18 protein-coding genes are annotated in these 21,764 nt (G+C 41.8%); 10 read left to right on the top strand and 8 right to left on the bottom strand.

The annotated features are described in order from the left end of the window. Positions 1-75: 75 nt before the first annotated feature. Complete coding sequence (locus tag FLL45_RS20660; RefSeq protein WP_142943963.1) at positions 76-666, top strand: class I SAM-dependent methyltransferase; 591 nt, start codon at positions 76-78, stop codon at positions 664-666. 507 nt (positions 667-1,173) lie between these two features. Here the strand turns inward: FLL45_RS20660 and FLL45_RS20655 are convergent. Then, the gene (locus FLL45_RS20655; RefSeq protein ID WP_142943962.1) at positions 1,174-2,406 is read right to left on the bottom strand and encodes a nucleoside recognition domain-containing protein; all 1,233 of its coding nucleotides are present in this window, start codon (positions 2,404-2,406) and stop codon (positions 1,174-1,176) included. A gap of 211 nt (positions 2,407-2,617) precedes the next feature. Between FLL45_RS20655 and ttcA the strand changes: the two genes are divergently transcribed. Then, complete coding sequence (gene ttcA / locus FLL45_RS20650; RefSeq protein WP_142943961.1) at positions 2,618-3,532, top strand: tRNA 2-thiocytidine(32) synthetase TtcA; 915 nt, start codon at positions 2,618-2,620, stop codon at positions 3,530-3,532. A 170-nt stretch (positions 3,533-3,702) separates the two neighbouring features. Here ttcA and FLL45_RS20645 read toward each other — a convergent pair whose 3' ends face one another. The 7 genes from FLL45_RS20645 to FLL45_RS20615 form a co-directional block, all read right to left on the bottom strand. Further along, the gene (locus FLL45_RS20645; protein WP_142943960.1) at positions 3,703-4,932 is read right to left on the bottom strand and encodes a HEAT repeat domain-containing protein; all 1,230 of its coding nucleotides are present in this window, start codon (positions 4,930-4,932) and stop codon (positions 3,703-3,705) included. Between the two features lie 5 nt (positions 4,933-4,937). Further along, positions 4,938-6,155: a HEAT repeat domain-containing protein gene (locus tag FLL45_RS20640; protein ID WP_142943959.1), complete on the bottom strand. Its 1,218-nt coding sequence runs from the start codon at positions 6,153-6,155 to the stop codon at positions 4,938-4,940. Between the two features lie 69 nt (positions 6,156-6,224). Continuing rightward, complete coding sequence (locus tag FLL45_RS20635; RefSeq protein WP_142943958.1) at positions 6,225-7,070, bottom strand: hypothetical protein; 846 nt, start codon at positions 7,068-7,070, stop codon at positions 6,225-6,227. Then, positions 7,063-7,641 carry an RNA polymerase sigma factor gene (locus tag FLL45_RS20630; protein WP_142943957.1) on the bottom strand — a complete coding sequence of 193 codons (579 nt, stop codon included), beginning with the start codon at positions 7,639-7,641 and terminating at the stop codon, positions 7,063-7,065. Before FLL45_RS20630 ends, FLL45_RS20635 begins: the two co-directional genes overlap by 8 nt. Positions 7,642-7,931: 290 nt before the next feature. Beyond that, positions 7,932-10,235, bottom strand: coding sequence for a TonB-dependent receptor (locus tag FLL45_RS20625; RefSeq protein ID WP_142943956.1), 2,304 nt, complete (start codon positions 10,233-10,235; stop codon positions 7,932-7,934). Between the two features lie 117 nt (positions 10,236-10,352). Further along, positions 10,353-10,649 (bottom strand): hypothetical protein, encoded by a 297-nt coding sequence (locus FLL45_RS20620; RefSeq protein WP_142943955.1) that lies wholly within the window; start codon positions 10,647-10,649, stop codon positions 10,353-10,355. A 185-nt stretch (positions 10,650-10,834) separates the two neighbouring features. Continuing rightward, positions 10,835-11,095 carry a DUF5062 family protein gene (locus tag FLL45_RS20615; protein ID WP_142943954.1) on the bottom strand — a complete coding sequence of 87 codons (261 nt, stop codon included), beginning with the start codon at positions 11,093-11,095 and terminating at the stop codon, positions 10,835-10,837. Between the two features lie 243 nt (positions 11,096-11,338). Here FLL45_RS20615 and FLL45_RS20610 point away from each other — a divergent pair, with 243 nt between their 5' ends. The 8 genes from FLL45_RS20610 (at position 11,339) to FLL45_RS20575 (ending at position 21,612) form a co-directional block, all read left to right on the top strand. Next, positions 11,339-12,322, top strand: coding sequence for an AAA family ATPase (locus FLL45_RS20610; protein ID WP_142943953.1), 984 nt, complete (start codon positions 11,339-11,341; stop codon positions 12,320-12,322). Positions 12,323-12,335: 13 nt separating this feature from the next. Beyond that, the gene (locus FLL45_RS20605; protein WP_142943952.1) at positions 12,336-13,427 is read left to right on the top strand and encodes a DUF58 domain-containing protein; all 1,092 of its coding nucleotides are present in this window, start codon (positions 12,336-12,338) and stop codon (positions 13,425-13,427) included. Next, positions 13,427-13,939, top strand: a complete 513-nt coding sequence (locus FLL45_RS20600) for a DUF4381 domain-containing protein (protein WP_142943951.1) — start codon at positions 13,427-13,429, stop codon at positions 13,937-13,939. The genes FLL45_RS20605 and FLL45_RS20600 overlap by 1 nt, the downstream gene beginning before the upstream one ends. Beyond that, positions 13,936-14,988 carry a vWA domain-containing protein gene (locus FLL45_RS20595; RefSeq protein WP_142943950.1) on the top strand — a complete coding sequence of 351 codons (1,053 nt, stop codon included), beginning with the start codon at positions 13,936-13,938 and terminating at the stop codon, positions 14,986-14,988. Before FLL45_RS20600 ends, FLL45_RS20595 begins: the two co-directional genes overlap by 4 nt. After that, on the top strand, positions 14,978-16,723 hold the full coding sequence (locus FLL45_RS20590) for a vWA domain-containing protein (protein WP_142943949.1): 1,746 nt from the start codon (positions 14,978-14,980) through the stop codon (positions 16,721-16,723). The genes FLL45_RS20595 and FLL45_RS20590 overlap by 11 nt, the downstream gene beginning before the upstream one ends. Further along, positions 16,723-18,411 carry a BatD family protein gene (locus FLL45_RS20585; RefSeq protein ID WP_142943948.1) on the top strand — a complete coding sequence of 563 codons (1,689 nt, stop codon included), beginning with the start codon at positions 16,723-16,725 and terminating at the stop codon, positions 18,409-18,411. Before FLL45_RS20590 ends, FLL45_RS20585 begins: the two co-directional genes overlap by 1 nt. A 287-nt stretch (positions 18,412-18,698) precedes the next feature. Further along, positions 18,699-20,849: an adenosylcobalamin-dependent ribonucleoside-diphosphate reductase gene (locus FLL45_RS20580; protein WP_142943947.1), complete on the top strand. Its 2,151-nt coding sequence runs from the start codon at positions 18,699-18,701 to the stop codon at positions 20,847-20,849. 73 nt (positions 20,850-20,922) lie between these two features. Next, positions 20,923-21,612 (top strand): TSCPD domain-containing protein, encoded by a 690-nt coding sequence (locus tag FLL45_RS20575; protein ID WP_142943946.1) that lies wholly within the window; start codon positions 20,923-20,925, stop codon positions 21,610-21,612. Positions 21,613-21,764: the final 152 nt, after the last annotated feature.

Raw genomic sequence — 21,764 nt, 5'->3', positions numbered from 1 at the left:
TCAGGGCTGCACTTCGCTGGCGATTTTATCATATAATAGCGCCCGTTCTTCAAGCCCATAATTAGAGATTTCACTATGTGTCCTTCACCGATAGCCGAAGCAGTTAAGATTCGTCAACCTTTATTATTGAAAGCGGACCTACAAGGTACCCCATTTCAGTTTGAAACGAGCTTTGGTGTTTTTTCTCCCAAGGAGATTGATGAAGGAACACGATTATTGCTTAATTACCTAGAAATTGAGGAAGATTTCGACTGCCTTGATTTAGGTTGTGGTTACGGGCCTATTGGGATCTACATGGCCGCTAAATCACCTCAAGGACGAACATTACTCTTGGATAAAGACTTTGTTGCCGTCGACCATGCAAACGCCAATATCAAATTGAACAACTTAAAAAATGCGAAAGCATTATTAAGTAATGGGATGTCAGCGCTTAAAGACGAGAAGTTTGATCTTATTGTTTCTAATATTCCGGCTAAAGTCGGTAATGAAATGCTCTACTTATTTTTGTATGACGCTTTTTATCACCTTAAACCCGGTGGAAAGTTCGTTGTGGTTACTGTTAATGGATTACGACATTTTTGTAAAAGAACCTTTAACGAAGTGTTTGGGAACTACAAAAAAGAAAAGCAAGGTAAGACTTATACAGTATCTTCGGCAACTAAATGACAAGAACTCCCTAATAGCGGTCTTTTTAGAAACAAAACCCCAGTTTTTTTTCATAAATGCTTAAAACAACTGTCATTTTTCGTACAAAAAAGTATTCCACAGATCTTGTGGATAACTTTGGGGAAAAGAATTTTAAAACTAGCCCTAACCCGCATCATTTCTATGACCTCTATAAATTGTACGTTTTTTGTACAGCAAAATATTATTCCTTAAATATCAATAAGTTAGCCTATTTTTAAAGTAAATCAGCAAGTTAACCTAGCTGACTTTTATTTGTGCAAAGCGCAACAAAAAAATTTCTGATTATCTGTGGATTTTTGTTGACAATGGCATGATTCAACGTTCCATGTTACATAAATATGACGGATTATTAACGCTTACTGCTTTTTCCAAGGCTTTCAGTGTAAAGTAGTTACTTACGTGACGAATTTTGGCAGTTTTTTACCAATAAAAGCATTCAAAATGGAGATGTCTGATAGGTCAGTTTCTCGCACGCACTCAAAAGTACTAAACCGCAAAAAACCAATAACTCACTAAAATGGCAGCAACTATCCCAGCGAAATCTGCAATTAACCCACAACTGATAGCATGGCGTACTTTTTTAATACCAACAGCACCAAAATAGACAGTGATTACATAAAACGTTGTTTCTGTGCTTCCTTGCATTACCGAGGCAACCTTAGCGACAAAGGAGTCTACGCCATAAGTATTCATCGTTTCCAACATCATCGCTCGCGAACCACTCGCGCTAAACGGACGCATCAAAGCGGTTGGTAACGCCTCAACAAACCCAGTATCTAAGCCAACTTGACGCATCAACCAAGTAATACTGTCGGTAATCTTTGACAATACACCAGAGGCTCTAAGAACACCTATTGCGACTAGCATAGCGACCATATAAGGGATTATTTTAACGGCAATTTCAAACCCTTCCTTTGCCCCCTCAATAAAGTTGTCATAGACCTCGACTTTCTTAATATAAGCCAATAACACAATCGAGACGATCGCAGTAAATAGCAACCCGTTTCCAACACCAGCTGACATGGCGGCCATCTCCTCAGCCGGCAGGTGCATAAGCCAGGCCAGCAAGCCACCGACCAAAAGAAATCCAGTGGCAAAATATCCAATGACTGTCCAGCGGAGAATGTTAAGTTTCTGGGCTATTGCAACTGACATTAGCCCGACCATAGTAGACATGATTGTTGCTAACAAGATGGGCAAAAAGATCTCGGTGGGACTCGCGGCACCTTGTTGGAGTCGATACATAATGATGGTGACTGGGAATATAGTCACCGACGAAGTGTTAAGCACTAAAAATAAAATCTGAGCATTACTGGCAGTATCTGGCTTGGGATTGAGCGTCTGGAGGCTTTGCATTGCTTTCAAGCCAATCGGTGTAGCGGCATTATCTAACCCCATCATATTAGAGGCCATATTCATTGACACATAACCGAGCGCCGGATGCCCTTTCGGTACTTCAGGCATTAAATGCTTAAACAACGGCCCCAATAATCTTGCAAGTCCATTAGCAAAGCCTGATTGCTCCGCTAACTTCATTAATCCACACCAAAAGGCTAATACTCCTATCAAACCCAGCGCGATTTCAGCGCTTAGTTTTGACATGTTAAATATGCTTTCGACAATCTGATTAAAAACTTCAAACTCACCCAGCACCAACCAGGTATAAAGCGCGGCTAAAAAAGATACCAGGAAGAAGCTAATCCAGAGTTTGTTCAACATACAGGCGCGTTTTTCTCTTTATTGTTATGCGTTTGAGCGTGAATATTTTGTCAGCACATTGTTACAAGTGCGTTCGAATACCATAAGCATAGTACTCGTCTCAAAAGAACGAAGCAAAGAATCATTCAAATTTAAAAAGACTAACCAATTGAAAGCTATTTTTGTATAATCGCTGACCAATTTATGAAGTCGCACCAAAATTGATAGATAAATGAACGAAGTTATCCAAACAGATCGAAAAAACAAGCTTGAATACAATAAGTTACACAAGCGTCTTCGACGCAATGTCGGCCGAGCGATTGACGATTTTAAAATGATTGAAGATGGCGATAAGGTCATGGTATGTCTTTCGGGCGGCAAAGACAGCTATACAATGTTAGAAATATTGCTTAATTTAAAAGCAAGCGCACCCGTTAATTTTGAACTGGTCGCAGTAAACCTTGACCAAAAACAGCCCGGTTTTCCAGAAGAGATATTACCCAACTACCTAAAATCAATCGATGTTCCGTATCATATCATTGAAGAAGATACTTATAGCATCGTCAAAGATAAGGTGCCTGAAGGAAAAACGACCTGTGCGCTATGTTCTCGATTACGCCGAGGCATCATCTACTCCTGGGCGCAAGAGCATCAGTGCACAAAAATTGCACTGGGTCATCATCGAGAGGACATTATCGAAACGTTATTTCTTAACATGTTCTTCGGTGGAAAAATGAAATCAATGCCGCCTAAATTACTCAGCGACGATGGTAAAAACACGGTCATACGTCCGCTGGCTTATTGTAAAGAATCTGATATCGCAAAGTTTGCTGAGTTGAAGGCCTTTCCTATCATTCCTTGTAATCTTTGTGGTTCACAAGAAAACCTTCAGAGAAAACAAATTAAACTCATGCTTAAATCATGGGAAAACCAATTTCCTGGTCGAATCGAAAATATTTTTCGCTCAATTAGCAATGTCGCACCGTCTCATTTAATGGATAGGGGTTTGTTTCCTTTTGCAGACTTGACCAATGATCTGCAAATTAACCGCGACGAGGAAACACTTTTTGATGAACCGGTCATAAAGCAGGAGTCTATAGCCTCTTTCGACCAGTCGTCAATTTTGAACGTAAAAAGCTTGAATTAAAACGTTCGATTAACTGGCGACTTTTCTCGTTTAAATGACCTAGCTAAAACGATAACTTGACCCGGCTGAGCAAATAAGGAATTTGCTCGTCGGGCTGCTTGGCAAAAATTTTTCTCGGTAAAAATTGGGCTAAATACAATCAGTGTTGTCCTCAGAGACACCGAGATTTCTTATTCATTCTTTGCAGAAACCAACATTGTATCAATGTATTCAAGCGCTTTCGGGTGTTCAGATTGACCTAACCAAAAATTAGCTCGCTGTTTAACACGCTTATCCCGACTCCCGTTAATCAATGAGACCAGTCCTTCAACAGCCCTCTCATCTTTAAGTTGTGAAATTCCAAAAACCGCTTGTTCTTTAATCTTTCTGGCCTCATTGGAATTAGCCAACTTAAGAAGAATCGGTAATGCATCAAACTTCTCACCCGGTACTGACTTTTGCGAAAGCCAAAAGATGGCTTTTTCGCGTACATGAGAATCACTATGGTTGCGCGCTAGGTCGACTAATTTACTCCAGCTTCTTTCACCTGAATATTGCGAAAGCGCAAACACGGCTTTATCAGTTAAACGTCGTGAAGGTGAACCTTTTAGTATTGATTCTATTACTGGAAAAGCCGCCTCTACGTTATTCTGAGCTAACCAAAATAGCGATTCCCCTTTAATAACTGGATCGCTACTTTGCTTGGCTAATCGCATTAATCGAGGAAAAGCGTTTTTGCTGGAGTTTTGACTCAACGCAAATATGACTTGTTTTTTTGTTTTTAGACCGACTTTTTCGTCATCTAGCAGGCTAGCAAGGACCTCATAGCCAGCTTCGTTTCTGGCCGCACCTAGCCAAAAGATAGCCTTTTCTCTATGCTTGCTAACGCTCAATAAGTTTTCGATCGTGCGTTGGGCATCGACACCTTTATGCATCGCAATGCTCGAGATGATTTTGTCGGTAATATTAGGAATTGTAACTTTCTCAAGTTGAGCGCTTAAAAAGGCCACGCTCTGCTGGTTAGACACATTTAAAAGTTCTGTTACTGAAGTACCTTCAACATTTACCGGACAAGCTCCGCCGGCAACAATCATCGCCGTTACTTCATCAACATCTAATTGAAAGTAAATATTAAGTAAATCGGAATCGATTGAGTCGCTAGAATATAGACTACCCCTACCCTTGTTTTCACCTGATAACGCACAATACTTTTGATTTTTCGAGTGGTAGCAACAAGGACTGCCATTGTTGGGTTCCATGACAACTTGATATTGAAACCATTGTTCTTGATTAACTTCAACTTCATTCAATGTCGCTTCAATGCTTGAGCTTACTTGTAGCGATTCTGATGCGATTGATAAGTTAACAAAGCACGCGCCAAGTATGACATTAAGAAATAAGAATTTTTTACTTAAGTTCACTGGAATCACTCCTGGTTAAGAATTTTACTGAAGAACTCAATGCTTTCATCTGAATCTATCATTGACAGTCTTTGAATCGCCTTTCTTTTTAAACTCTGCTCTTTTTCTGCTTTGGCAATTTGAATTAAAGCTTTAGCGTTTGATTGGATAAATAGAGCTTGAATAACCGCCGACTTTTCCTTTTTATTACGACTTGATTGATAAAGCTCAGTCAGTAAATCACCGGATTTTCTCGAACTCATAATTCCCAGACGCTCAATAGCAGTGACACGGAGATTGTCACTTTTCTCTGTTTTAATGATGCTCGCTAATTGTTGATATCCATCACCGACGGACAAAGCGTCCAAAATATTCTCACGTTGTTCGATAAAAGAATTTGATTGATACATTTCTAACAAAGCGTCCCCCTGTCCCATGACGCCTAATAAATTAATGGCTTGCGTTTGCAGCTTCCCTTCAAGCCCATCCATTGCTAGCGATTTTATTGTCTTGTGGTCTCCGGCAATCATTAAGCCTTCGAGCGCTTTTTGCCTGAGCTTGTCATCTTTAGATTCATCAATTACTTGACGTAATACTAAGCGCGCATTGGAATCACCGGCCAGTCCCATCATTTCTATCGCATTCAATTGCAATTCGGGTTCCGCGTTGTTTAAAGCGATGTCGCTAACTAATTGAAAACCCTTTTTAGATCCTGTTTGACTAAGTACAAACATCGCGCGCTTTTTGATCTTGATAGAATTGTTTGAGTTGATGATCTTCGATAATACGTTATAGGCACGCTCACTCGAAGCACTCATTAATGAATCTATCGCATATAGTTTTAGCTCATCATCTGAAATATCAGCCGCTTCCCCTCTTTCATCTTTAATCTCCGCACGCAACGCTTTAGCATCATCAACCCATTTGCTATTGGGATGCCCGTCGATTAGGGTATTAATAGTGTTCAAAGCTTGTTGGCTTTTCTTACCTTTAAAATAGGCATAAGCTAGCCAATACAAAGTCGCATCTTGTTTACCCTCGCCTTTTTCGATTAATTGATTAAACGAATTTTGAGCTTGCGACCATTCCCTGTTATCGAGCTGTTTCTGCCCTTGAACATATAATCCTTCTTCAGCATAAACTGCTGCACAACTGGATATGGCGATACCAAATATTGCCGCAAGCACACCGTTATTGGCTCGGCGTTTTGGTTGCTTTTTGAATCGATTAACATATTTAATCATTTATCATTACCTAGTTTTTTGTTGCTCGAATTAATGTTTATGACGGAGTCACCGAAAAGAAGTTTGCTATCAAATGAAATCATTTTTAAATTTTTTCTTGGTGATCTTTAGTTTGAATAGTAAATCGCCTTGTTCCATGCGCTCTTTGATTTGGTTCAATGCGTTTAGGCTTTCTCCTGTCGCTTGCTGCGTGCTAATGTTGTCTAATTCAATCAATAAAACTTCCATTTGTCGTAACAGTTCGGCGAGCTGATTGTCGCCGTTATTTTTGGCCAAGCGTCGGTAAATTCGATTAAAAACGATCAATTCCTCTATCAACAGTTTTCTTTGATCAATTTGGGCGCTTAAATCGCCATTTCCATTTGATACTAATGTCAAAACTCGATTACTCGTCTCTAAATGGTCGTTGAGCCGACTCATAAGCACTCTTGTCGCTGTCGCATCAGTAAATGAGGCCGCTAGTTGACTTGGTGGCTCTTGATGATTATCAGCTACAGGTCTGGTTGGTTGAATCGTCGCACTCCAACGTCCAAAGTAAAATATCCCAACAACAAGAGTCAAACTAAGTGCGCTCGCGCCAATCAACTTAACCGAGGGAAAGTAGCGTTTCCAAGAAATAAGTTTTTCACGAGGAGAGTTAGCTTCTAATAATTTGTCCTGTCGAACCTTTTCACTTTGTAGTGACTCTCGATAAATGCCTGCCATAATATTCTGTTTTAAGCGGTCACTTGGTGGAGGAATATTAATCGTTAACTGACCGTCTAGATGATGAGTTAAATTCTCGTAACGCTGTCGTAATTTATCAGATGTTTGCAATGAGATTCCGAGTCTATTACGAGTTTCTTCGTCAAGTTCTTGATAGAAATATAAGATTAGATCTTCATCGCTCCAATCTTTACCATTTGGACTACTCATATGGAATTACCTCAGATACTGAAAGGTTCAATGACATTAGTTTTTTTAACTGATTAACGGCCCTAAATATCCTGTTCTTGACAGTGTTGGGATTAATTTCCAAGATTTGACTTATCTCTTCAATACTTCGCCCATCAAAGTGCTTAAGCAAAAATGCCATTCTTAAATCCTCACTTAGTTCAGCTAATGCTTTTTGGGTGAGTTTGGATAGGTCTCGCTGCCAATGTTCGGCTTCAGGAGTTTCTTGATGCTTGGATTCAGTTTTCTCTATTACACTGGTCTCCAGCGGCTGAGTATGCTGATGTCTTGCCATACTCCGCTGCATATCAATAGCGGTGTTAACAGTAATCGAATACAGCCAAGTCGAAAACTTTGAGCGGTCATCAAAACTATCAATCTTACGATAGATTTTTAAAAATACTTCTTGAATGCAGTCCTCGGCATGCGCTCTATCCCCTAAAATCCGGTAGGCAGCCGAATACAGCTTGTGACTATAAGTGTCTACAAGCTCCTGAAAAGCTTGGATATTTCCAATTTTAACTTGAGCGATTAGCTGTTTTTCTGACTCCATACATTTGATTATGACGGAGATAAAAGAATTCGGTTTGGTATTTTTAGATAATTTTTTAATTCGCTTGAATCGGTATTGAGAAGCAATTGCTGCGACACAGGAAACTGATATAGCGATTGAGTAAAATCAGAAACACCAAAAAGGGGCGCAACGAATCGCGCCCAAAGTTACTGCTTAAGGAAGAACTGGTTCCTATAGTGCTAGTAGTGTTGGTGTGCCTCCTCACTGAGTGAGAAGGCATTGCATGATATTGATTTCACTGTTAATGGAAAAAACAAGTAATGAATTTCTTAGAAAGTGTATCTTGCACCAATCACAAAATTTCTTCCGGGTCGCGGAGCCAAATCTTTCAAGAAAGAAGCATGATCGCGTGCCTCTTCGTCAAGTAAATTTTGACCTTTGAAAAACAAAAACAACTCGTCGCCATTAAACGGTACTCGATAAGCTAAATCTAAGTTGACCATATCAAAACCGTTTGTCGGCAACTCATTTTCGCCGATATCATCTTGTTTGGCATAATTGATGTAGCTTAAGTCGGCAGAAAAATCATTGAAATCGTAAGTTAAGATTGCGCCAGTTTTCATCGGTGGAATCCTTGGCACATTGGTATTATCATCGAACTCAGCTGAGATATAGTCAGCGATGAAACCAAGAGCAAACTGGTGAGCGCCCTCGCTTGTTAAAGGAATGGTTACATCCAACTCAACTCCTTTAAACTCGGCATCTTGCTGTTTATAACAGACCAAAGAGAGCTCTTCTTCTTCCGCTTCGAGTGCTGCGCCAGCTGGTAAACACGGATCGGTATCGGTCACTACGGCACCGTATATGTAATCTTCGAACTGATTCCAAAAAAGGTTTATTTCACCCACAAGATTATCCGACTCAAATCGATAAGAGAGATCAATGTTGTTCGACACTTCAACATCTAAATCAGGATTACCGACTTCAAAAGAAGCGGTTGCTACATGCGGACCCTCAGAGAAAAGTTCTTCAACCGAAGCAAATCGAGTCGCTCTCGAATAGTTAATCGCAAACTTATTGTACTCAGAAATCGTATATACATTACCAAAAGAGAAGCTTACTCCAGTTTCATCAACCTCTGGTTGACCTTCTACTTCTACTTTGTTTGATTCCAAACGCAAACCGAGCTCTAACTTTAAATTACCAACTTCTTTCTCTTCAACGACAAATAATGCCGTACTTTGTGTAAGTGACGGCGGAACAAAAGCTTCGTCGCCAATTGCAGAGAAATCTCTGTCGGTAAACTGAAAACCAAATAAACCATCCCAACCACTGAGGTTTTTGTGTTTCCAATAAGTTTTCAGCTCCCAAGCCTCGTTGTCAAACATCGTACCGATTTCATCGCCTTCTAGCTCAACGTGCTCATAGTCAGTGTAAGAGTAACCAACAAACCAGGTCTCAATTCCACTGAATGGGTTATCAAATTCGGCTTGAATATCGTAGCGAGTTTGTTGCATGTCGATTGCAACACCTTCCTCTTCGTGCTCTTCTCCTTCGTGCTCTTCGCCACCCTCTTCCTCTTCTTCGTGATGATGATGACCGGGTACGCCATAAGTCTTATCAACACTGCTTATTGCAAAACCGACATGTCCCCAATCACCAAGGTAAGTGGTCCCAAAGCTACCACCGGTGGTTTCGTTTTCTGTATTTTCGAATTCGCCGCCTTCACCTGGGCCACCCTCTTCACCTTCCGACAAACGCAGTGCTTCAGATTCAGCTTCTACCGGTATTTCAATGTTGTCCGTTTCTTTAGAATAACCGTCAATATGCCAATTCCAGTTCTCGTTACCACCGTCTAAGGTAAATATGAGTGACTGTTCACCCGTACCACTATCACCTAAACGAGCCTCAATACCTCCGGTTAATTCTTCGATGGTATCGTCAGAGATTTTTCTGTCCGCAGCATTAACTACACCACCAATCGCCCCGCTACCGTAGAGTAAAGTTGCAGGTCCTTTAACAACTTCAATTTGGTCGGCAAGCAATGGCTCAATACTGACGTCATGGTCTGCACTCGTGTTAGAAGCGTCTTGCACAATCATTTGATTGTTGGTTATTTTGACTCTACCTGCACTTAAACCACGAATAACAGGCCGCGAAACAGCTGGTCCAAATGAAGAAACGCTTAAACCCGGCTCATTTTGGAGAATGTCTCCTAAGGTGTCCGAGCGCTTTAGAATTAGCTCATCACCTGCGATAATAATCGCCGGCGTTGCCATATCAAGCGCAGTATGTTCTAGCGGGTTGGCTTTAACGACTAGTCGATTGTCTGGCGCTTCCGCCATACTAAGAACAACCGTATCCTGAGGCGTCTCGGTCACTTCAACAACTTGGTGAAAATGCGCTCTGCTACCACCTTTAACGTCTAGCGTATGAGTACCGATCGGCAAATCTATCTCAAAACGACCTTGGCTATCTGTTTTTGCAGTGACCTCAGCGCCTCTAACTTTAATTTCAGCGTTAGCGACCGCACGGCCATTTTCATTTTCAACTTTGCCCTGAATAATTTTTGCATTTGCCTGCAGGCTCATCATGGCTGCAGCAACAGCCAACCAAGAAGCTTTCTTGTTCATTATCTTATCCTAAAAATATCAATACGAGTGATTGTCTTCGAGAGACAATTCAAATCAAAATCATGTATCGCACATTCGCTGTTCAAGCGAATTGGTCAATCAAAACAATAAGTCAATTTAAAGGTGAGATAACGGCGGTGCGCGCGCTTGAAGGGGACTTTGATTGGCGAAGCACAATGCTTCGTTGACTGAGAACTGAAAATTTGGCGCAGCAAGGTTTAAGGGGAAGCAACTCGCTGGTGAATGAGCGACGAAAATATCATCATTATATGAGGCTTGAGCGAGACAGACCTCATGGTCAATCGATTGCCAATGCTCTTCACTAAATTCGTGGTGTAGCGCAGCCGCTTGAGTGGTTAACCACCCAAGTAAAAAAATCACAATAGACAGTGAATTTTTAGTTCTGCGAAACATAATCCCTACTTTGAGACTGTTTTTAATCAGTTATTCGTTTAAATTCTGATTGCTAGTCATCTAGCATACCTGAAGAGCGGCAAGTTTTTCACAAAGTCCACACCAGGTCAATAGTGATAATTTTACGCTATGGTTACAATTTATTAATATAGGCATTCAATTAAGTAAGCCGATTATCTTTTCGATTATTTCAATAAAGGATGATCATCGGGAAGTTGTTTAGCAATCCACAGCGACAGTTTGTGCTTCATATTCAACTGATTTTCTTGATCTTTTGCTAGTGGCTGGATTAATTTATCGTGTACCAATAAACGATAAAGACTCTCTACTTTTTCCTTGGCAGAATCTGCGCCTCCAAAACTCTTGAAACCTCGGTTAATGGCATACTTCTCGCCAATCTCGATTGCTTTTTTCAGCAGTGCGCCTTCGTTTTTGATTTTTTTCACTGGAACTCTCCTTTAATTAACACCTACCATAATCGGAATTTTGTACGCTGTAAATAGCCATTAAATCTCTCCTAACCTATTGATATTTCCCTAAATGGGGAAAATTTTTAATGACTTAATATTTTGTTGCACTTCACCCGAAACTTTTGGAGTAAATATCGTCTAATGACTGGAAATCCCGTTTATTATCAGTTAAAAATGCACCCCTACTAAGAAAAACGAATACTTTAAGGTTGTAATTCTATGTCGAGTACCGAAACCCAAGTCTCTCTCAACCAGAGCTTTGCCAATCTCAAAGCTAACCTTTGCCAACAAATCATTGGCCAAGAATCATTGGTTGATCGCTTGATCATCGCTTTACTCGCAGATGGGCACCTAATTGTCGAGGGTGCGCCCGGCTTGGCTAAGACTAGAGCTATCAACGCACTCTCCAAAGGTATTGAAGGTGATTTCCACCGTATTCAATTCACGCCAGATTTACTGCCGGCAGACCTAACTGGTACTGAAATTTATCGACCACAAGACGGCAGTTTTCGCTTTGAAAAAGGCCCACTATTTCACAACTTAATTCTTGCCGATGAAATTAATCGCGCACCCGCCAAAGTTCAATCGGCTTTATTAGAAGCGATGGCTGAGCGTCAAGTTACGGTTGGGAGCCAAACTTACAAATTACCGCCACTGTTCCTGGTAATGGCGACTCAAAACCCAATAGAACAAGAAGGTACCTACCCATTACCTGAAGCGCAGCTCGATCGATTCTTAATGCACGTAAAAGTGGACTACCCCGATGCTGCCGCGGAGGCACAAATACTTAAATTGACCCGCGCAGAAGCACACAAAGCTTATCAGGACGAAGCGTCGATCGATTTGACCCAGGAAGACTTGTTCGAAGCTAGAGACCAAGTCCTCGACATTCATATGTCCGAAGAACTAGAGAACTATATAATTCAGCTGATTGTTAATACCCGAGATACTGCGAAAATCGATAAGGAGCTTGATCGTTGGCTAGACTACGGTGCGAGCCCAAGAGCAACAATCTCACTTGATCGCTGCGCAAGAGCGAGTGCTTGGCTAGCTGGCCGTGACTATGTAACACCTGAAGATATTCAAGACATGGCATTTGATATTTTACGCCATCGTTTAATCCTTACCTATGAAGCAGAAGCTGAAGGGGTTAACACTGACATGGTCATCGAGCGCTTAATCCAAGTAACACCGATTGCGTAGGCATTGAGCGTCAATGACAGCCTGGTCAAACCCATCACACAAATTTGCAACGAGTTCTCAGGAAGAGCTCCCAGACGATTTCAAGCCTGGTATCGACCTGACTTTGGGTCAACTCATAGAAACCAGAACCAAACCGATCATTCATTGGTTGGCACCCGAGTCTCACGTTAAAACTAATCGCGTTGGTGGTTTTCGCTCGCGTTTTAAAGGTCGCGGTATGGACTTTGACGAGTCAAGGCTTTATCAAATTGGCGATGATATTAGGAACATTGATTGGCGAGTAACGGCCAGGACAGGCGAAGCCCATACCAAACTTTTCAAAGAAGAAAGAGAACGCCCGGTTTTTGTTGTGCTTGATCAAATGCCCAGTATGTTCTTTGGTACTGCACAGGTGTTTAAATCGCTAATCGCAAGTAAAATTGCGTCTCAACTAATGTGGAATACCCTAACTAACGGTGATCGTTTTGGCGCGTTGTTGTTTGGAGAAACAAATCATTTCGAAATGAAACCTTCGAGTAATCGTCGCAATTGCATGCGCTTACTCAACAGGATAGTTGAAAGTTACCAACAGGTTTTAGAAACAACTTTCTCCGCGGCAACCCATAAAAATAGTGGTACAACGACGAACAATAGTGCTCAAGCGGATAAACGTGCTCAGGCGGATAAACATGCTCAGACAAATATCGACGAAAACAATCAACTTTCCAATACATTAAAGAGACTACAATTTCTCGCAAAACCCGGCACATTGATTCATGTTATAAGTGATTTCAACCAATTTGATGACGACTGTCAACGACATTTGTCCAAGCTATCGCAACATGCTGACATTCACTGTATTTTAATCAAAGATCCGATTGAATCTGAGTTACCACCACCGGGACTATATGGGATCACTGATGGTTTTAACAAAGGACTCCTCAATACTAAGGACAGTAGCTTACGCGATATTTATCACAATGCTTTTGAGAGAAAACAAAACCTGGTTAAGGATTTTGCTTTAAGTCATCGCGGTGTTTTTACATGTGTCGATACTAATTTTGAACAACAATCTGTTGGCTTGTCTGGACCAGCACAGCAATCGATAAATCGGGGTGAAAGTTGATGGCTCAGCCAAGTAATAGTCAACCCGCTAATCCTCTCGATCAATTGCGAGACATTCAACTTCCGCCCGATGCGACGTTTTGGGAGCTAGCGCCAGGCTGGTGGTTTGTCATTGGTGTCGCCGTTATTTATTTGGTTTATTTACTCATTAAGTGGAATCAAAAACGTCAGCGTTTAGCGTTGATTAAACCGGCAAGAAAGGAACTAAAATCTATCGCCGAGCTTACTCCCGATAATACTGCTGCAGCGGAACTTTCAGCCCTACTGAAAAGGATCTGTTTACTCTATTTCCCGAAAAAAGAAGTGGCATCCCTATCGGGTAGCCAATGGATTAATTTTTTAAATCAACAGTCTCCTAATGCTATTTTTGATGACAAAGCTAAACTCATTTTCAGTGAAATGTTATACCGAAAAAACCAACAAGTTGCTGAACAAGATTGGCATGCGCTACTTTCTCAAAGTGAGCAAATGATTGAGTTCATTATTCGAAATAGAGAGAGACAAGCCGTATGATTCAAGTAGCCTATCCTCTTGTGCTAGCACTCATTATACTGCCACTGATCGTTTGGGTGTTTAGCAAACGTAAACAGCCCGAAATGTCACCAATTCGAACGCCACTATTCAACGCATGGCAATCGATGCAGGCACAACATTCAAAAGCTAATGCACCTTGGTTAACACGTCTCTTGCAATTCTTAGCGTGGACTTTTTTGGTGATTGCCGCCGCACGAGTTCAATGGATAGACGAACCCATCGAACTACCAGCAAGCGGCAGAGATCTTTTGCTGAGTCTTGATATTTCTGGAAGTATGGAAGAGGAAGATCTTAAGCTTCAAGGCAGACCGGTTAATCGCCTTGCAGTTGTCAAATCAATTGTCGGTGAATTTATTGAAAAGCGTGAAGGTGATCGTATTGGTTTAGTTTTATTTGGTGAAAATGCCTACTTGCAAACACCACTCACTTTCGACTTAACGACCGTTAAATATATGCTCAAAGAAACTGAAATCGGCTTAGCCGGAGCGTCACGAACAGCTATCGGTGATGGTATCGGTTTGTCAGTCAAGCGGTTGAGAGAGCGTCCAGAGCAAAATCGAGTCCTCATTCTGTTAACCGATGGACGAAATAATTCCGGTGAACTAGATCCGATTGAAGCGGCAAAACTTGCCGACCATGCGGGAGTCAAAATCTATACCATTGGGGTTGGTGCAGATGAAGTAATACGTCGCTCGCTGCTGTTTGGCAGTACTAAATTTAACCCATCTGCTGAACTCGACGAAAAAACATTAACTCAGGTCGCCGAAATAACCGGTGGTCGATACTTTAGAGCCCGCAGTACAGAAGAGCTTAAAGAAATATACAATATTCTTGATGAATTAGAACCGGTAGAAGACCAGCCCGAAGTTTACCGACCGATTGAAGAGCTATACTATTGGCCGGCATCAATCGCCTTTGGACTAATGATTTTGCCGATATTCTTATCATTCTTGGCAACAGCGATTCGGTCACTTAGTAACCGTTCACCGGTAAGCGCAAGTAATAAGGAGGTCGGTAATGGTTATTAATTGGGCAGACTTCCATTTTATTCGCCCCGAATTACTTTTGCTATTTGTTCCAGCGCTGCTACTTTTCTGGAAACTCAGTCACGACACGAAAAAAAATTCGGCGTGGCAAAAAGTTATCTCTCCTCATCTGCTTGAGTTTTTATTTGTTAAAGGAAAGAAAACCACATCAAACTCAAGTCTTTGGCTCACGGCGATAATTACTTCACTGATCATTTTAGCGATCTCGGGACCAAGTGTTCGTCAGAAATCAGTCCCCGTGTTTCAAACAGAAAGTGCCCAAGTCATCTTGCTCGACTTGTCACTATCGATGGATGCAACTGACATAAAACCCTCTCGTTTAGAGCGCGCGAAGTTTAAATTACTGGACCTTCTTGAACAGACTAACGAAGGTACCATTGCTTTGGTCGTTTATGCCGGTGATGCATTCACTATCAGTCCACTGACATCAGATGCAAAAACGATTAGTAACATGGTTCCAACCTTATCGACTGGGATCATGCCGGTCCTAGGCAGCCGGCCAGATTTAGCAATCGAAAAATCAATTCAGTTGCTTGAAAATGCAAAATACAATCGTGGCCAGATTATTTGGATGACTGATGGTGTCGAAACAGAATTTGTCGAATCCGTCGTCGATTCAATTAATCGAAGCGCATTTAGCCTGTCAATATTAGCGATCGGTACAGAGCAAGGCGCGCCAATTCCTTTACCCGACAAATCCGGTTTTTTGAAAGATCGTTCTGGTGCGATAGTTGTCCCAAAACTGCAGCTCGCTACGCTCAATGACATCGCCTCAGAAACAAACTCTGCAATTGTTGAGCTCACCGCAGACACGCAGGATATCGACTACCTGAAGAAGGCCCATGAGCTTTTAACAAAGGACTCAACAAAAGGTGATGACGGAGAACAAAAAATCAGCCGCTGGATTGATGACGGCTATTGGATAGTTTGGCTGGCATTATTTTTCTTTTTCATCAAATTACTAAGAAGTCCCGCAAGTAATAGTCTTGCCGCAATGCTTATTCCCGGATTGCTAATATCATCGTTGTGTTACGCACCGAGTGCCGCCGCATTAAGTTGGAAGGATCTCTGGCTCACTAAGAATCAGCAGGCTGAATCTGCATATAAAAATGGCGAATACGATAAAGCCGCACAACTCTTTGAAGATTCAGAATGGAAAGCCACTGCTCAATACAAAAATGGCGCATTCGCTGATGCAGCGACTCATTTTGACCCAAAACTATCTGAGCGCTCGCTATACAACCATGCAACTAGCCTTGCAAAAGGCAATAACTTGCAAGAAGCACTCGATGCTTATAACAGTTTACTGGAAAAAAATCCTGAGCATGAAGATGCGCAATTTAATAAAAAAATTATCGAAGATTTACTCAAGCAACAACAAGAACAACAAAATCAAGATCAGCAGAATCAAGATCAACAAAATCAAGATCAACAACAGCAACAACAGCAGCAGGATCAATCTCAACAACAAGAGCAACAAGATCAACAGTCTCAGCAAGAACAGCAGCAACAGCAACAGCAGCAGGAACAAGCTGAACAGCAGCAACAACAAGAACAGCAGATGATAGAAGACCAGCGGGATAAATCGGAGAAAGATCAAGCTTTGGAACATTGGCTTGAGAAGATACCCGATGATCCTGGCGGCTTACTCAGAAGAAAAATGTACCGTGAATATCAACGCCGCGGTCGTCAGCAAAAAGAAGAGAAACTTTGGTAATGAGTCATTTTAAGCAGTTAATTTGGTTATCGATTTTTGTTTTGCTAGTCAGTCCATGCATGCTCCAAGCAAAAGTCACTGCGACGATTGATCGCACGGATATCGGCGCGGGTGAGACTTTCGTATTAAACATTCGGGTTGAAGAAGACACCGCCGAACAGCCAGATCTTTCTCTCATTCCACAGGAATTTACGATCGTTTCGCAAAGCCAATATCATCACTCACAATTCATAAATGGTAAGCGCGCAACAGTTCAAGGGTGGCAAATAAAACTAAAGACTTTAAAGTCAGGCGAGTTAACTATTCCGTCGATAACTGTTGGCAAATTTGCGACTCAGCCAATCAAACTCAATATTCGCGACTCTTCTGATCAACTGAATTTAAATGGAGAGTCAAAAGTTATTTTTCTTGAAGCTGAAGTCGATACCAACGAGGCCTATGTCCAGCAACAAGTCATTTTTACGGTTAAACTCTATCGAGCAGTGAACACGCATTATGCCAGCCTCTCAGAGCCACAGGCAGATAATGCAATCGTAGAAAAACTTGGCGATGATACCCAATTTGAAAAGTACATTAATAATCGACGCTATCATGTCACTCAACGACGTTATGCGCTCTTCCCTCAGCAAAGCGGCGAGACCGAAATCAGCGCGGTCAACTTTACCGCTGACGTAACCGATAACAGCAGGCGCAATCGTTCAAGCTTTTTAAGCGCAACCCGACCAATTAGTATTACGACTAAACCAATTAATTTGTCAGTGAAGCCAAAGCCAACAAATGTCTCAGAACCTTGGCTTCCTGCGACAGATGTGGTCCTAACCGATAAATGGTCGCCAAATACTCAAGAACTCAAAGTGGGAGAACCCGTTACCTGGACTATTTTACTGAACGTACAAGGGTTAAGTGAGTCACAATTACCTGAGATTGAGATCCCTCGGGTTGCGGGTCTTCAGTGGTACTATGACTCCCCTCAAAAGGAGCGACAAATTAATGATGACGGTGTAGTCGGCCAACGAATCGAAAAATTAGCGGTTATTCCAAGCAAAGAAGGTATTGTCACCATTCCCGAGGTAAAACTGAGCTGGTGGGATACTAAAAGCGACTCTGAGAAAACGGCTGTGCTTTCAGCGCGGACATTTAAAGTGCTTCCAGCGGCATCAACGACTCAAACGGCTGGAATATCGCCGCTACCGCAAATTGAGAGTTTAACCAGCAGCAATGACCCGGCGCTTCAGTCGCAATTGCAAAAATGGCAACTTGCTGCTGCGGCACTATTAGCACTTTGGTTAGTAACTCTGTTTGCTTATTGGCGCAAACCTGTCTCATCAAAACCAGCACAAAAGAATCAGTTAGCGAGCCCCCCACCCCAGAAAGCCAATGATGTATTCAAGTTACTGTTAACCGCTGCCAAGCAAGGTAACAACGCTAAAATTGAGCAATTGCTAATTGAGTGGGTTAACTTAAACGGATTCACTCAGTATCACTCGATTGGCTCGCTGGCAAAAGTGATCGATGATTCATCGCTAAAGGCCAAACTCGAGCACCTAGAGTCGATGAGATATTCGGCGACTAATTCTGCAACCAATATCAGCTTGGTGAAGTCCGATTTTGAGCACATTTTATCGGCGTTATCGGTACAACAAAACAATGCGGCTTCGCAGGCAATTCCACCGCTCTACCCTAGATAATCTCGTCTACTCAGACAAACTTTAGGCACTAAATTTTCATCATTTAGTGCTTTACTTTAACGCCCTCCACCTATATATTGTGTCGCAGAGGAAGGGAACAACACCAGATATAGTAATTATCTGATTTCAAAGTACTTTCTTTTTGTTCACAATTTATACAATACTAGTAACACTTTATTGTGGGTAAAGTCACAGCTTTTCCATAGATTTACTCACAGGCGTGGGGGTGTCGTTAACTTCTAGTTAACCACAGACTAAAAAACATAAGGAACGAGGGAATTCCGTTAATGAGCGCTTCTTTGAAAAAGGCTAAAACACCTGAAAATTTTCAAATCGAATTTCAACCAACCTCAATCGACATCTGGCAAACAAAATATCAACTCAAGACTAAAGAAGGCGCAGCCGTAGACGGCAATATCGATCAAACCTATGATCGTGTCGCCCGAGCTTTGTCGGAAGTTGAAAAAGATGATAAACAAGAAGAAGTCTATAAAGATTTTTTATGGGCTCTTCGTCATGGTGCTATCCCAGCGGGCAGAATCATGTCTAATGCGGGTGCGCTAGCACACAAACCAGCAACATCAACAATCAACTGTACAGTATCTGGTACTATCACTGACTCTATGGACGATATCCTTGGAAAAGTTCATGAAGCCGGTTTAACCCTAAAAGCAGGCTGCGGGATTGGTTATGAATTCTCGACCCTCCGCCCCAAAGATGCATACGTGTCTGGCGCCGGTGCCTATACCTCAGGGCCACTCTCATTCATGGATATCTACGACAAAATGTGCTTCACCGTTTCTTCCGCTGGTGGTCGAAGAGGTGCACAAATGGCGACTTTTGATGTGAGTCACCCAGATGTCATGGAGTTTATCAAGGCTAAGCGAGAAGACGGTCGTTTAAGACAGTTTAACTTGTCGTTATTGATTACTGATGAGTTTATGCAAGCGGTTATCAAAGATGCAGATTGGCACTTAATTTTCCCAGTCACAGAAAAAGAAGTTGAATCAGACCAGCTTGACTTGAATGATGAGTCTAAAATTTTATGGCGCGAGTGGCCGACTACCGAGTCGTATATTACTAATGACTACGGCCAAGTCGCCTGCAAAATCCACAAAACGATTAAAGCTAAAAACTTGTGGAACCTGATTATGTCGTCGACTTACGACTTCGCCGAACCAGGCTTTATTTTGATTGACCAAGTCAACGATAAAAATAATAACTGGTATTGCGAAAACATTCGAGCAACAAACCCTTGCGGAGAGCAGCCTCTCCCCGCCTACGGCTCATGCTTGTTAGGCTCAGTCAATTTAACTCGCTTCGTCAAAAACCCTTTTACTGAAAAAGCAGAGTTTGACTGGGAAAAATTCCGCAAAGTGGTCGGTATTTTCACCAGAATGTTAGATAACGTTGTCGAAATTAATGGTCTTCCGTTAATCGGACAGCGAGAAGCCATCAATGACAAACGTCGTCATGGCATGGGTTATTTAGGTCTTGGCTCAACGATTACAATGTTAAGAATGAAATATGGTGCGCCAGAATCAATTGACTTCACTGAACAAGTCACCCGAGAGCTTGCGGTAGAAGGATGGCGAGCAGCATTAGAACTTTCTAAAGAGAAAGGCGCTGCGCCAATTTTAGAGAAAGACTTCGAAGTCACAGGCGCGATGCTGCACAAGCGTCCAGAAATGGTTAAAGACGGCTTTAAAGTCGGCCAAAAGATCAAGGGTAAAGTCCTCCACGCTAAATACAGTCGATATATGCAACGTATTGCTGAAGTTGAGCCTGAATTAGTCGAAGAACTCGCTAAAGTAGGTGCTCGATTTACCCATCATTCATCAATCGCACCAACAGGGACTATTTCGCTATCACTTGCGAACAATGCCAGCAACGGGATCGAACCGAGCTTTGCACATCACTACTCTCGCAATGTCATTCGTGAAGGTAAAAAGACGAAAGAGAAAGTAGACGTATACTCCTATGAGCTATTGGCGTATCGTTCACTCGTTAATCCTAAGGCGATGCCCTTCTCGGAGAATCCAGAGGAAAAACTTCCGGAATACTTCGTTACTTCGGATGCTATTACGCCGACCCAGCACGTCGATATTCAAGCGGCTGCACAGAAATGGATCGATTCATCGATTTCAAAAACGGCGAACGTTCCTACTGAGTTCCCCTATGAAGAATTCAAAGACATCTATTTGTATGCCTACAAAGAGGGCCTTAAGGGTTGTACCACGTTCCGATTCAATCCTGAAGTATTCCAAGGTGTTCTCGTCAAGGAAGAAGACCTTGAAAATACGACTTATCAATTCACTTTAGAAGATGGTTCTCAGGTTGAATTAAAAGGTAACGAAGAAGTTGAATATGACGGTGAAATTCACACTGCAGCAAACTTGTTCGATGCGTTAAAAGAAGGTTACTACGGTAAGTTTTAATTAAGCACTTACCGAGTTGAAATGATTACAAGAAACCGAACTAGCGGTTCTATTGAAAAAATTGGAATAGACAATGCCTAAAATTATTAGTCAATCAATTGTCGGTTACAAAGTTAAAACCGAGGAAGAAATTAAGCAGGTCAAGGAAGAAAAGCCGAGTGCTGAAATTGTTCAAATGCACGAAAGTGTTAAGCGCCCGGAAATGTTACTTGGCTCAACTTATAAAGTTAAAACGCCACTTTCCGACCATGCTTTGTATATGACCATCAATGATATCGTTCTTAATCCAGGAACTGAGCATGAGCTGCGAAGACCTTTCGAAATATTTATTAATTCGAAAAACATGGATCATTTTCAATGGGTTGTTGCGCTAACCCGAGTTATCTCAGCAGTTTTCCGTAAAGGTGGTGACTGTACTTTCCTAGCGGAAGAGCTAAAAGCTGTGTTTGATCCCAAAGGTGGTTACTTCAAAGCTGGTGGCAAATTTATGCCTTCACTGGTTGCTGAAATCGGTGATGCTATCGAGTCTCATCTCAAAATGATAGGCCTTTTAGAAGACGATACGCTCGATGAACATCAACAAGCACTCGTTGACGAGAAACGCAAAGAGTATGAAAGCCTTCAAAACAATGGCGGCGCAGCAGAATACAATGGAGATTACCCTGAAGGCGCTCAAATGTGCTCAAAATGTATGACAAAGGCAGCTGTACTCATGGATGGTTGCATGACCTGTTTAAGTTGTGGTGACTCAAAGTGTGGCTAATAACTGTCACTAGTTGAAGAACACAACACGATAAAAAGGTAGGGGAAGCCAACAACAAATAAAAGTAAAAAGTTAAACGAAAGACGTCGGAGAAACTTCTGGTTTACCTAAGTTAAAGAAACGCTTGAGTTTAACGTGCAGCTGGTAACAAT

Source organism: Aliikangiella marina (assembly GCF_007004765.1).
Taxonomy (GTDB): domain Bacteria; phylum Pseudomonadota; class Gammaproteobacteria; order Enterobacterales; family Kangiellaceae; genus Aliikangiella; species Aliikangiella marina.
This window is presented reverse-complemented; position numbering and strand designations above follow the sequence as displayed.

What these genes read in the sequence shown, in the direction of transcription:
- FLL45_RS20660 (WP_142943963.1), top strand. Translation starts at nt 76, where the DNA reads ATGTGTCCTTCACCGATAGCCGAAGCAGTTAAGATTCGTCAACCTTTA.
- FLL45_RS20655 (WP_142943962.1), bottom strand. Translation starts at nt 2,406, where the DNA reads ATGTTGAACAAACTCTGGATTAGCTTCTTCCTGGTATCTTTTTTAGCC.
- ttcA (WP_142943961.1), top strand. Translation starts at nt 2,618, where the DNA reads ATGAACGAAGTTATCCAAACAGATCGAAAAAACAAGCTTGAATACAAT.
- FLL45_RS20640 (WP_142943959.1), bottom strand. Translation starts at nt 6,155, where the DNA reads ATGATTAAATATGTTAATCGATTCAAAAAGCAACCAAAACGCCGAGCC.
- FLL45_RS20635 (WP_142943958.1), bottom strand. Translation starts at nt 7,070, where the DNA reads ATGAGTAGTCCAAATGGTAAAGATTGGAGCGATGAAGATCTAATCTTA.
- FLL45_RS20630 (WP_142943957.1), bottom strand. Translation starts at nt 7,641, where the DNA reads ATGGAGTCAGAAAAACAGCTAATCGCTCAAGTTAAAATTGGAAATATC.
- FLL45_RS20625 (WP_142943956.1), bottom strand. Translation starts at nt 10,235, where the DNA reads ATGAACAAGAAAGCTTCTTGGTTGGCTGTTGCTGCAGCCATGATGAGC.
- FLL45_RS20620 (WP_142943955.1), bottom strand. Translation starts at nt 10,649, where the DNA reads ATGTTTCGCAGAACTAAAAATTCACTGTCTATTGTGATTTTTTTACTT.
- FLL45_RS20610 (WP_142943953.1), top strand. Translation starts at nt 11,339, where the DNA reads ATGTCGAGTACCGAAACCCAAGTCTCTCTCAACCAGAGCTTTGCCAAT.
- FLL45_RS20605 (WP_142943952.1), top strand. Translation starts at nt 12,336, where the DNA reads ATGACAGCCTGGTCAAACCCATCACACAAATTTGCAACGAGTTCTCAG.
- FLL45_RS20600 (WP_142943951.1), top strand. Translation starts at nt 13,427, where the DNA reads ATGGCTCAGCCAAGTAATAGTCAACCCGCTAATCCTCTCGATCAATTG.
- FLL45_RS20595 (WP_142943950.1), top strand. Translation starts at nt 13,936, where the DNA reads ATGATTCAAGTAGCCTATCCTCTTGTGCTAGCACTCATTATACTGCCA.
- FLL45_RS20590 (WP_142943949.1), top strand. Translation starts at nt 14,978, where the DNA reads ATGGTTATTAATTGGGCAGACTTCCATTTTATTCGCCCCGAATTACTT.
- FLL45_RS20585 (WP_142943948.1), top strand. Translation starts at nt 16,723, where the DNA reads ATGAGTCATTTTAAGCAGTTAATTTGGTTATCGATTTTTGTTTTGCTA.
- FLL45_RS20580 (WP_142943947.1), top strand. Translation starts at nt 18,699, where the DNA reads ATGAGCGCTTCTTTGAAAAAGGCTAAAACACCTGAAAATTTTCAAATC.
- FLL45_RS20575 (WP_142943946.1), top strand. Translation starts at nt 20,923, where the DNA reads ATGCCTAAAATTATTAGTCAATCAATTGTCGGTTACAAAGTTAAAACC.